This window comes from Prosthecobacter sp. (assembly GCF_029946185.1).
GTDB lineage: Bacteria > Verrucomicrobiota > Verrucomicrobiia > Verrucomicrobiales > Verrucomicrobiaceae > Prosthecobacter.
On the sequence record NZ_JAQSEA010000284.1, the window covers coordinates 1 to 12,431 of the forward strand.

The 12,431-nt window shown below is 57.5% G+C and carries 8 protein-coding genes; 4 read left to right on the forward strand and 4 right to left on the reverse strand.

Translation table 11 applies throughout. The features are described from left to right. The 4 genes from PSV43_RS23300 to polA all read left to right on the forward strand — a co-directional run. Nucleotides 1-1,796 (forward strand): ABC transporter ATP-binding protein (locus PSV43_RS23300; protein ID WP_300203423.1); only part of this gene is annotated, 1,796 nt, incomplete at its 5' end. 116 nt (nucleotides 1,797-1,912) lie between these two features. Beyond that, on the forward strand, nucleotides 1,913-3,607 hold the full coding sequence (locus tag PSV43_RS23305) for a cation:proton antiporter (protein WP_300203425.1): 1,695 nt from the start codon (nucleotides 1,913-1,915) through the stop codon (nucleotides 3,605-3,607). A 424-nt stretch (nucleotides 3,608-4,031) separates the two neighbouring features. Further along, nucleotides 4,032-6,059: a cation:proton antiporter gene (locus PSV43_RS23310; protein WP_300203427.1), complete on the forward strand. Its 2,028-nt coding sequence runs from the start codon at nucleotides 4,032-4,034 to the stop codon at nucleotides 6,057-6,059. A gap of 123 nt (nucleotides 6,060-6,182) precedes the next feature. Beyond that, complete coding sequence (gene polA, locus PSV43_RS23315) at nucleotides 6,183-8,996, forward strand: DNA polymerase I (protein WP_300203429.1); 2,814 nt, start codon at nucleotides 6,183-6,185, stop codon at nucleotides 8,994-8,996. 24 nt (nucleotides 8,997-9,020) lie between these two features. Here polA and PSV43_RS23320 read toward each other — a convergent pair whose 3' ends face one another. From PSV43_RS23320 to PSV43_RS23335, 4 genes are read right to left on the reverse strand one after another with little or no spacing between them, the layout of a single operon-like run. Further along, nucleotides 9,021-9,557: a hypothetical protein gene (locus PSV43_RS23320; RefSeq protein ID WP_300203431.1), complete on the reverse strand. Its 537-nt coding sequence runs from the start codon at nucleotides 9,555-9,557 to the stop codon at nucleotides 9,021-9,023. A 15-nt stretch (nucleotides 9,558-9,572) separates the two neighbouring features. Then, nucleotides 9,573-10,538 carry an ABC transporter permease gene (locus PSV43_RS23325; RefSeq protein WP_300203433.1) on the reverse strand — a complete coding sequence of 322 codons (966 nt, stop codon included), beginning with the start codon at nucleotides 10,536-10,538 and terminating at the stop codon, nucleotides 9,573-9,575. Then, nucleotides 10,531-11,451: an ABC transporter permease gene (locus PSV43_RS23330; protein WP_300203435.1), complete on the reverse strand. Its 921-nt coding sequence runs from the start codon at nucleotides 11,449-11,451 to the stop codon at nucleotides 10,531-10,533. Before PSV43_RS23330 ends, PSV43_RS23325 begins: the two co-directional genes overlap by 8 nt. A gap of 39 nt (nucleotides 11,452-11,490) precedes the next feature. Beyond that, nucleotides 11,491-12,351 carry a class I SAM-dependent methyltransferase gene (locus PSV43_RS23335; protein WP_300203437.1) on the reverse strand — a complete coding sequence of 287 codons (861 nt, stop codon included), beginning with the start codon at nucleotides 12,349-12,351 and terminating at the stop codon, nucleotides 11,491-11,493. Nucleotides 12,352-12,431 lie beyond the last annotated feature (80 nt).

The following is a 12,431-nucleotide window of genomic DNA, read 5'->3' on the forward strand; positions in this document are numbered from 1 at the left end:
ATCGTGGCCGTTTTGCATTGAGTATCCTGTTTGGGATGCTCAGTGCAGTCTTTAACGGATTCATGCTGATTGGGTTCCAGTTGATCTTCTCACTGGTTTTAAAAGGCAAGATGCGCACCTTGGGAGAGGGTACGGAACTGCCATTGATCGGCGAAATCAACATGGCAAAGATATTCGGGCTGGACGCTGACGCACCGATTGGTTTGACGGGTGTCATCATTGCCTGCTCTTTCATTCCCGTCCTGATCTTCCTCCGCGGCTTTTTTGGTTACCTTTCCAGTTACATGCAGGCGTGGGTGACAAGCAAGGTGGCCTATCAGCTTCGGAATGATGCCTTTCATTGCGTGATGCGGCAGTCACCCGTCTTTTTCAATTCCGCTAAAACAGGCGAACTGATGCAGACGGTCACCAACCAGACTGCCACGGTTCAACGCAACGCCATGCAGCTGATTCAAATTCTTGCGCAGCGTCCCTTGACCATCATTTCCATTCTGGTCGTCCTCTTTGCCCAAGACTGGCTTTTCACACTCATGTCACTCATCGTCTTCCCGGCCTGCCTCCTGCCGATCATTCGCATTGGCAAAAAGGTGCGCAAAACCGGTGCACGTGAGGAGTATGATTCCAGAGAACTGATGGTGGCCATGCAGGAATCCTTCGCGGGAATCAGGCTGGTCAAGGCCTATGCCGGCGAAAAGCACGCCGAGCAGCGATTTGAACGCACCAACGCCAGCATGACTCGCAACATGGTACGCTGGGCCAAAGCCGTTGAATTTGTCGGCCCCTGCGTGGAGACCATTGCCTCTCTGGGCATCGCAGCAGGCTTGGTGTATGCATGGGATCGTGGTCTAGAGGCGGAAAATTTCTTCCTGCTCGTCATGGCCCTCACACAAATCTATCCACCGGTGAAGGAATTGAGCCGTGTGCAGATGATGCTGCAAAAAACCACCGTCGCGGCAGGCATGGTGTTCGAACTTCTTGAACGCACCCCTGACATTCTCGACGCAGCTGATGCGGTGGATGCGGGACGTTCGCGCGGTGAAATCGGATTCCAAAACACGGCCCTTTACTATCGCGAAAGCAATGGCGAAAAAAAGGAGGCCCCAGCGGTGACGAGCATCAGTCTCAATCTCGACCCGGGCAAATTTTACGCCCTTGTCGGACCCAGCGGCGCTGGCAAAAGCACGCTCTTCTCCCTTATGCTACGCTTTTACGACCCTGACGAAGGTTCGATCATGCTGGACGGACGCGATATCCGCTCCATCACGCAGAGTTCTCTGCGCGGCAATATAGGCATCGTCAATCAGGACACCTTCCTGTTTCACGACACGGTCCGTGAAAACATCCGCTATGGCCGCCTTGATGCCACCGAGGCGGAAATTATCGCCGCCGCGAAACAGGCGCATGCGCATGAGTTCATCGAACAGATCAGCAATGGCTACGATGCCATCGTCGGCGAAGGCGGTTGCAATCTCTCCGGCGGACAGAAGCAGCGCATCTCCATCGCCCGCGCCATTTTGCGCGATGCACCGATCCTGCTGCTTGATGAAGCGACCTCCGCACTCGACACCGAGAGCGAAAAAATAATTCAGGATGCAATTCACAACCTTTCTGCGGGTAAAACGGTGGTTGCCATCGCCCATCGGCTTTCGACGATTCTTCAGGCGGATCAGATCATTGTCATGGAACAGGGGCGCATTCTTGACCGTGGCACACATGCAGAATTGCTGAGCCGCAACCCGCTCTATCAAAAGCTGTACCATCTCCAGTTCAGCAGTGACGAACGACGGGAGGGCTGATTGCATTCTCCGCGGGTAAATCATTTCTTCAACGCGGTCAGAATGACAGGTTTCAATCGCAGGAACTGCATCATAACTTGATCCGCCACGCCTAAGCAGCGAAGGGAAAAACTCGCATGCTTCAAGCCGCTGTCATCGCCTCTGCCTCCATCCCGCCGCTGTTTGCGTTGCTGGCGCTGATGCTTGCGGGTGTGGTCATGGTTTCGCTGCTTCTGCTGCGACTGCGGCAATCGATGCTGGCGGGCTACTTTATCTGCGGCGTGCTGATTGCGAACTCCGGCGTGCTGGGACTTCTCGGCGGTGGTGAATCACACGAACAAGTTTCGCAGATGGCGGAATTCGGCGTCGTGCTGCTGATGTTCACCCTGGGGTTGGAGTTCTCACTCGGTGAGCTGCGCTTCCTGCGGCGGCTTGCCTTCGTCGGCGGTGGCTGGCAGATGGGGCTTTGCATAGCAGCGGTGGCGGCAGGCTCGTACGCGGTGCTTTCCATGTCCTGGCAGGGGGCCGTTCTTGTGTCCGTCGCGCTGGCCATGAGTTCCACGGCGGTCAGTTTGAAGAGCTTTCAAGATCTGGGCCTGGAGGCCAGCCCCGGTGCACGTATGGCGCTGGCCGTGGCAATTTTTCAGGACCTTTTCATCATCGTCTTCTTCATGTTCCTGCCGCTGCTGCTGCCACAGGAAGGCGTTGCCCCGGAATTGATGCCACGGCTTGGCTCACTGGCATTGCGTGGCGGTGCCTTTGTTATTTTGGCGGGCGTCGCAGCACGATGGGTGATCCCATGGCTGCTGAACGCGGTGACGCGCACACGCAGCCGTGAACTTTTCACGCTATCGGTCATTGGTAGTTGTGTCGGACTGGCTTTCGTAGGCGGTTTGCTGGGACTCGGGCTCGCAATGGGTGCGTTTATCGCGGGACTTGCTGTCAGTGAATCCATCTTCAAGCACCGCATCCTGGCCGATGTGATGCCTCTCAAAGATCTCTTCCTCACGCTATTTTTTGTTTCCGTCGGCCTCATGATTGATGTCAGGTCTGCCATGGTTCTGTGGCTGCCCATTTGCCTGCTGACGGTGGCGCTCATGCTGAGCAAAGCGGGAATCATCACGGCCATCGCACGTCGTTTAGGCCTTGCCCACAAGCAGGCGCTCATGGCGGGGATCGGCCTGTGCAGTGCTGGTGAGTTCTCCCTCGTGCTGCTTCAGCAGACACGCTCTGCCGCGTTATGGTCCGAAGACACTCAGCAGACGCTGCTCGTGGCCAGTGCGCTTTCCATGGGCCTGCTCCCGGCGTTGCTCAAGTTCGGCATCCCACTTGGAGACTGGCTAGTGAAGAAGGGCTGGGGCCGTGGCAAGCCGTTGAAGTTCGACGCAGGCAGCCTCCGGCAGCGCGTGGCTGGACTCTCAGGTCACGCCATCATTTGCGGTCATGGACCCGTCGGTGAAAAACTCAACAACGCCCTGCGCGATGCCGGCGTGCAAACTCTCATCGTGGAGCTGAATGCGGAGACCGCCCGCAGCCTGCAGCGCGAAGGCCAGACCGTGCTTTTCGCCGATGCCTGCCACCAGGAAACGTGGGAGCTCACGCGACTTAAAAACGCCCGCCTAGTCGCCCTCACCTTCCCCGACGCCACAGTCAATGCGCAGGCCTTGGGCTTGATCCGCGCCCTCCGACCCGACATCGCGGTCCTCGCGCGGGCGCGATTCAGTTCTGATGTCGAACGCCTCAAACGACTCGGTGCCACGCAGGTGGTCAATGACGAGACGGAAGCCGCGAAATCCATCGTAGATCAGGCGGCGAAGCTGCAAGGAACTTGAGCAGCGAAGCTGCGAATCCTCTTTTCCCTTCTCATCCGCAAAACGCACAGCGGGCAAATTCCACGAATGCGCGTCGTTTTTTCGTTGAGATAGCATCGACAGAATCCAGCGTAAATTTCGAAGCTTGCGCGGGTAGCGACTCTCTCGTGGCTATTTCACAAACCGCAGGGGAGCAGGACTGGCTGGCCACTTTTTAATGGCCGAAGCTCAAGGTTAAAGCCCTCTGCCTTAGCCATTGCCCCACTCTACATTCTCATTGCCCGACTCATTTTTTGATGGGTGTTTTTTGATTTTCGCCCGGCGCAAAATGCCGCGAGAAACGAATTGGCATTAGCAGTCCCGCACGATGGCGTGCGGAGATGGAAAAGGCGTCCATGAATGGTCTTGGGCGGCATGCAGAACACCCTTAACATGTTAACATCTGATGCACCACGTTGTATTCCTCCAAGACCTCGCCGTTGTCATGATCATCGCAGCAGTGGTCAGCCTGTTGTTTCGGTGCATGAAGCAGCCTGTCGTGCTTGGCTATATTCTGGCAGGGGTCATCATTGGTCCACACACGCCGCCGTTCCTGCTGATCAATGATGTGCATAACATCGAGACGTTGTCAGAGCTGGGGGTCATCTTTCTGATGTTTGCCCTGGGACTGGAGTTCAGCCTCAAGAAGCTCACGAAGGTGGGTGTCACAGCGCTGCTGGGCGCCCTCTTTGAGATCCTTCTCATGAGCTGGGCTGGCTACCAGATTGGCCGCGCATTCGGCTGGGCCACCATGGACAGCGTGTTTCTCGGAGCGATCCTTTCCATCTCCTCCACCACGATCATCATCAAGGCGCTGGAAGAGCTAGGAAAGACCAAGGAGCGCTTTGCCCAGATGATCTTCGGCATTCTCATCGTCGAGGACATCCTGGCCATCCTCATGATTGCCATGCTCTCAGGCTTCGCCACAACGGGATCCCTGGCCATCGGCGATGTGGCCGCAACGGTAGGAACGCTGGCCGCATTCCTCGGCGTCCTGCTCGTTGCTGGACTCATCGTGGTGCCGCGTCTGCTAAACTGGGTCGCCAAGTTTAAGAGCAACGAGGCAACCGTCGTCACGGTGATCGGCCTCTGCTTTGGCGTCTCACTGCTCGCAGTGAAGATGGGCTACAGCGTGGCGTTGGGAGCCTTCCTCATCGGTGCCATCATTGCCGAGGCCCGCCACATCGCCCATATCGAGACCTTGATGCATCCGGTGCGCGATCTCTTCAGCGCCGTGTTCTTCGTTTCCATCGGCCTGCTCATTGACCCCCATGTGATCATTGAGCACATCGGTCCGGTGTTGATCATCGCCCTCGTGGTCATCGCAGGAAAGGTGATCTCCTGCGGCTTCGGCACCTACGTGGCGGGGAATGACATGCGGACCTCCATGCGCGTCGGCATGGGACTGGCGCAGATCGGCGAATTTTCGTTCATCATCGCCGCCCTAGGTCTCTCCTTAAAGGTCACCAGCGAGTTTTTGTATCCCATCGTCGTCGCGGTTTCAGCTTTGACGACGCTCTCCACTCCGTATCTCATCAAAGGATCGGACACAGCCGCACGAGGGCTGGAAAAAGTAATGCCCAAGGCGCTCACGCGAATTCTTGACGCCTACACCACCTGGGTGGGCAAGCTGGCAGGCTCCAGCGACAAGAAAACGCCCGGCATGTTTCTGCGCAAGTGGGGCTGGCAGATCGCGCTGAATCTGCTGCTCATCGCTGCTGTGTTCATCGGCGCTATTTTTCTCAAGAAACATGTGTGGCGCTGGTGGCCCGAGGTGCCAGGGGGAGCAGATGGCATCAAGGGCATGCTCTGGCTTAGCGCCATGATCCTTAGCCTGCCGATGCTCATTGCCATCGTGCGCAAGTGGCAGGCCTTCGGCATGATGGTCAGCGAGATAAGTGTGAGCCATACTGCGGCTGGCGAGCGCACCCAGGGGCTGCGCGGCATCGTGTCCTCAGTGATCTTTTTGGCCGGATGCGCCGGGCTCTTCCTATTCATGCTGGTGCTAAGCACGACCGTACTGCCGTCGCGGAATCTACTTATCGTCCTAGTGCTGGTGCTGGTGGCCATCGCCTTCCTGCTACGGCGCACCTTTGTCCAGCTCCATACGAAGGCGCAGTTCGCCCTGCAGGAGACACTCAATGAGGCTCCGCTCCCTCACCATGATGCGAATGCCCCTGCCCTGCCCTCCCTGCTGCGGGACGCCTCTTTGGTGACGGTGACGGTGCCCACCGGCTCTCCGGTCGTGGGAAAATTGCTCGCCGATCTCAAACTTCGCACCTTGAGTGGCGCCAGCATCGTCGGCATCGAGCGGCAGGGGGAGAGCATCATCAATCCCGGCGTCTCCGAAGAAGTCCATGCAGAGGATTCACTGCTACTGCTGGGCAGCGAGACGGAGATCGAAAAGGCGCGCGCTATGTTGATTCATTCCTAGTCCTGACTGCATTGGTGCCATGAGTTGGTCTTGCATAAGGCGGAGAAATGGCTGCGCGATTCTGAGCCCCGCCCCGAGCAGCTTCATTTGCGCAGGTCTCTGGGCTGTTTAGTCTGCGGGCAAATGTCCCAACGCCTCTTCCTCCTCGACGGCTTCGCACTGCTTTACCGCGCACACTTTGCTTTCATCAAAGCCCCCATTCGCACCAGCGATGGCTTGAACACGTCCGCACTGTATGGCTTCGCCAACACGCTGCTGGATATCATCAAGAACCAGCAGCCCACGCATCTCGCCGTCGCATTGGACACATCTGCGCCCACGCCGCGCCATGAGATGTTCCCTGCTTACAAGGCGCAGCGTGAAGAGATGCCGGAGGACATCAGCATGGCCATCCCGCAGATCAAACGCCTGATGGAGGCAATGAACGTGCCTATCCTCGTCCATGACGGCTACGAGGCTGACGACATCATCGGCATCATGGCCAAACGTGCCGAGAAGGAAGGCATCGAAACCTTCATGGTTACTCCGGACAAAGACTTCGGCCAACTCGTCTCCGAGCTCGTCAAAATCTACAAGCCGGGCCGCTCTGGCGGCGAGGTGGAAATCCTCGGCGTGAAGGAGGTCTGCGAGCGCTGGGGCATCGAGCGGCCGGAGCAGGTCATCGACATTCTCGCGCTCATGGGCGATGCCGTTGACAACATCCCCGGTGTGAAAGGCTTCGGCGAAAAGACCGCCACAGCGCTGATCCAGCAATTTGGAAGCGTCGAGAATCTTATCGCCAATACCGCGCAGCTCAAAGGCAAGCAGAAGGAAAAACTCGAGGCCAGCAGGGAGGATGCACTGCTGTCCAAGAAGCTTGCCACCATTTTCCATGATGCGCCGTATGAGGCGGAAGTCGCCGATCTCATCATCAAGGCGCACAACGATGAAGCTCTGAAGGCCTTCTTCACCGAATTCGAATTCAATGCGCTGGGTCGCCGCCTTTACGGTGATGAATTTAAGGCCGGTCGTAGTCGGAAGTCGGAACAGGCTGCCAGCCAGCCAGGTGAATCCTCGTCTGCTCCGGAGGATCTCTTTGCCGCGCCAGCGCTCCCCGTCCCTACCAAGCTCAGCACCATCGATGACACGCCGCATGTCTATCATCTGGTGCAGACGGTGGAAGATCGGCAGAAGCTCATCGCTCAGCTTGCCACACTGAAGTCCTTCTGCTTCGATCTCGAAACCACAGGGCTTGATCCACGCGATACGCAGATCGTGGGAATCGCCTTTTCGTGGCAGGAGCATGAAGGATGGTTCGTGCACTTTCCACGTGAGAAAGCTGCGGCAAATGCGGTGCTGGAAGAATTCCGCGCCATGCTCACCCGTGAAGGCGTCGAGAAAATTGGCCACAATCTCAAATTCGACCTCAGCGTGCTGCTAGCGCATAGTGTCGAGGTGGTCGGGCCGTTCTTTGATTCCATGCTCGCTCATTCGCTCATCGATCCCGAGCAGCGCCACGGCATGGATTACCTAGCGGAATCATATCTGCGCTACACTCCAGTGCCTATCACTGCTATCATCGGTACGGAGAAGAATGACCTCTTCAGTCAGTCCACCATGGCAGATGTGGCGGCAGAAGACGCCCGCAAGGTGGCCGACTATGCTGCCGAAGATGCGGACGTGACGTGGCAGCTTGCCGCAAAGATGCGATCCGAATTGAAGGAGCAGCAATATGTCTTCGACACAGTCGAATGCCCCTTGCTGCCGGTGCTGACGAAGATGGAAAACTTCGGTGTGAAGATCGACGTGCAGGCGCTGCGCGAATACGGCGTCGAACTCGACAGAAAAGCGGCCGAGTTGCAAAAGCGCATCCAGGAAAACGCGGGTGGTCCCTTCAATCTCAACAGCCCCAAGCAACTCGGTGAGGTGTTGTTTGACCGCCTTAAGCTCAGTGAGAAACCGAAGAAGACCGCCACCGGCCAGTATCAGACGAACGAGCAGGTGCTGCAGTCCCTCATGGGCCTGCATCCCATCATTCAAGACATCTTGGACTACCGGGAGGTCACCAAGCTCAACAACACTTACGTCGAAGCGCTGCCACATGCCGTTTCAAAGGTCACAGGCCGTGTGCATACTACGTTTCATCAACTCATGGCCGCCACGGGTCGCATGGCGAGCAGCAACCCGAACCTGCAAAACATCCCCATCCGCTCCGACCTAGGTCGCGAGATCCGCAAGGCCTTTGTGCCCGGCTTCGACGGCTGGGTGCTGATGAGCGCCGACTACTCGCAGATCGAACTCCGTGTCATGGCCGCGCTCAGCGGCGACAAGGCCATGATCGAAGCCTTTGCCAATGGTCTCGATATTCATCAGGCTACCGCCGCACGTGTTTATGGCGTGGAACTCGATGGCGTGCTGCCCGAGATGCGCCGCACGGCCAAGATGGTAAACTTCGGCATCATCTATGGCATTTCTGCCTTCGGCCTGAGTCAGCGTCTTGGCATTCCGCGCGGTGAAGCTGCCACGATCATCGAAAACTATTTCAAGCAGTTCCCTGGCGTGAAACGTTTCATGGAGCAGATCATCGTCGAGGCCAAGCAGCAGGGCTACGTCAAGACCCTAACCGGTCGTCGCCGCACGATCCGCGACATTGCCAGTGGCAACGCTACCGTGCGCGGTGCCGCTGAACGTGTGGCCATGAATACTCCCATTCAAGGCACCGCAGCGGACATGATCAAGCTCGCCATGATCCACGTCGATGCCGCACTGACGAAAGCAGGCCTGCAAACGCGCATGCTGCTCCAGGTTCACGATGAACTGCTTTTCGAAATGCCCGAAAGTGAAGTCGAGCAGGCGCGAGCGATCATTTTAGATGCGATGAAGAACGCCCTGCCACTCGAAGGTGTACCGGTGGAAGTCGAAGCGGGGACGGGCTTGAACTGGCTGCAGGCGCATTGATCTTTGAAGGGCCAATTCGTTTTGCTATCCAGTTACTTTCTGTGCGCCCCATGACACCCGCGTAGATTTGCCTCTCAAACTTAACCACAAACTAAACGAAGCCTTTTGATGATCTCCTTTGATATATATGGCGAGCTCATCCTGAGGCCCGTCACTACCATCTTGATGATCGAGACCAAAGGGCAGTCCTGCTTCGGCATGAATGCCGTCAACCTGCCCATCTAGAATCTTAACTGCCCTCAAGAACACGTCATGCGCCTCTTTGTAACCAGGCGTTATGATTTCGAATCCATGTGAGACCAACACATTTTTGTGGAAGTTGAACTCACCCTTGGCATCGAATCCAAACAACTTCGTTTTGATAATAACCTCGGTGTTGTCATAGCCTCCATCAGACGACATGGGCGGACAATTGGGTATCAACGCCTTTAGATCCTCATATTTCTCCACGTACTGCAGCTTATGCAGCAGACTGATGTAGAACTCTTCACTCTTGGTGTCAGCCCAAGAAAAGCTGACCATACCGAAGAAGCCGAAAATGATGAACCCCAGGGTTTTCATTGAATGTACGTCTAGTTATTCCCCGCTCTTCGGATCAAACGCATCGCGCAGGCCGTCGCCGAGGAAGTTGAGTGCGAGGAGGCTGGCGGACATGAGGAGGGCGGGGAAAACGAGCAGCCACCATTTGCTTTCGAGCGGGTTGATGACCTGCGCGCCGTCTTTGAGAAGTGAGCCCCAACTGGCGGCGGGGTCTTCGATGCCGAGACCGAGGAAACTGAGGAAGGATTCGTCGAGGATGACGGCAGGAATGGTGAGCGTGAGGTAGGTGAGGATGATGGTGCTCAGGTTGGGCAGCAGATGCCGACGCAGTACGCCCCAAGGGCTCTGGCCCATCGCGCGCGATGCGGTTACAAAGGTCATCTCCCGCAGCACGAGCACCTGGCCGCGCACGATGCGCGCCATGGTGAGCCATTCGACGAGGCCCAGCGACACGATCATCACCAGCACCTTGGAGTAGGGCTTCACGTCGCTGATTGTTTTAGCCAGGTCAGACCAGTTGCGCGCCTGTGCGCTGAGACGCCAGCCATCGATCCACTCCTTCACGTAATCATCGAGCGCGGCGATGAGGATCATGATGAACAAAATACGTGGAACGGATTGCAGCACTTCGACGGTGCGCATCATCACGCCATCTATCCGCCCGCCTGCGTAGCCGCTGATCATGCCGTAGAGTGTGCCGATGACGAGACTGATCAGTGCACCAACCAAGCCCACGCCGAGAGACACACGGGCACCCGAAAGCAGGCGATAGAGCATGTCCTGGCCGTTCACATCGGTGCCCAGAAAATGCGCAGCCGAGGGCGGCACAAACGAATTGCTGCTGGTGAGTTTCAGTTCCTCCGGCAGCAGTACTGGCACGACGACCGCGATGAGCGACAAGCCCGCGAGAAAGCCGAGCGCTATGAGCGCCGAGCGATTGCGCTTCAAGACCTGCCAGCCGTCAGGCCGGGCGATGGATGCTGGAGCGGCGACCTCAGGCATAGAGTTTGATGCGTTTATCCAGCAGCGTGTAGATCACGTCCACGAACAGGTTGAAAAGCACGAGCAGCACGCAGTAAACGATGACGGCTCCGCCGAGAAGAAAGACATCGCGGTTCTGAATCGAATTCACGAAGATCATGCCGGCCCCGGAGATGTTGAAGACACTTTCGACGATCATCGAACCGGTGAGCAGATGTGCCGCGAGGGGGCCGAGAAAGGTAACGACGGGCAGGATGGCCACTTTGATGGCGTGTCTGGCAACGGCCTGTGTTTCGGTGAGGCCTTTGGCCCGGGCGGTGCGCAGGAAGTCGCTCTTCAACACATCGAGCAGGCTGTTGCGCATCAAACGAGCGACGTAGGCAATGTAGGGTGCGGCGAGGCAGAGCGCGGGCAGGATCATCTGTGATGCCGTACCCCAGCCGCCGACCGGCAACCAGCCAAGCCACAGCGCAAAGATGGCGATCAAAAACGGCCCGCTGATGAAAGAAGGAATCGAAATGGAGAGCAGCGCGCCAAACATCGCCGAGCGGTCGATCCAGGTGTCTTTTTTCATCGCCGCAAGGCTGCCGAGAAAAACACCGGAAAAGCTCGCGATCACGAAGGCAAGGGTACCAAGCGCGAACGAATTTGGCATTTTCTGCTGCAGCAGTTCCGAGACACGCCAGTCTCGATAGCGGGTGGACAAGCCGAGGTCAAAACGCACGAGTGAACCGACGTAGGCGGTGTACTGGTCCCAAACGGTACCGTTGAGCTTGTAGCGCGTGAGCAACGCTTCCTTGATGTGCGGCGGCGGTTCCTTCTCCTTGTCAAACGGCCCTCCTTTCGTGATCCGTGCGAGCACGAACGTGATCGAGATCACGCAGAAGATCACAATCACGCTGCTGAAGGCGCGGCGAAGGAGAAACGGAAGCATCGCGGAAGTGTCGAACGACGAAGGTGGAATGTCGAATGCTCAATCACCCAGCCACCATGCAAAGCTGCCGCTGGGGAGGGGCAGGACTCCGGCTGCGCCACGGAGCTGCATCTCACCATGCTCCACTTTGCCGCCATTGCGGCCAAACTGCTGCTTGAGCAGGTGATGCAGAGAAATGGGGGTCAGTTCCGGCGTGTGGCAGGACAGCAGTACGCCGAGGGGCTGTGGCGACATGAGCTTGCCGAGCAAGGAGAGCAGTGGTGGCAGGTCGTTTTCGATTTTGAAGACCTCCCCCTTTGCGCCACGGCCATAGCTCGGTGGGTCAAGGATGAGCAGGTCGTACTGCCGGTCACGGCGCAGTTCACGCTCCAGAAACTTGGTCACATCGTCCACGATCCAGCGCACGGGCTTTTCTTCGAGGCCATTGAGCGCGGCGTTCTTGCGCGCCCAATCGACCATGCCCTTGGAGGCATCCACATGGCACACTTCCGCGCCAGCGAGTGCAGCGGCCAGCGTGCTGCCGCCGGAGTAAGCGAAGAGATTGAGCACGCGTGCAGGGCGGTTGTGACGTTTGGCGTATTCCGTGCAGACTTCGCGGATGCGCCGCCATTGGTCGCGCTGTTCGGGAAAGATGCCGAGGTGGCCGAAATCGGTCGAGCTGAGCAGGAACTTCGTGCCATCGACCTCGATGCCCCATGTCTCGGGGAGATTGTCGCGACCGCGCCATTGATTGCCGCCGTCACGGAAGAAGGTGGCGGTCACTTTCTGCCAGTCGGCCTTGGCAAGAGTCTGCTGCCAGACCGCCTGCGCGCAGGGCCGTGAGAGCACGACGCTGCCAAAGCGCTCCAGTTTTTGAAATGAGCCGCTGTCGAGGAGTTCGTAACCGTTTGAATCAGCCATGGGAAAAATTAGTCGGCCTCAGGCCGTGGATCGCGTGAAAGCAGGGCCTTCATGCCCTCCTTGGGGGATTTGCCTTGATA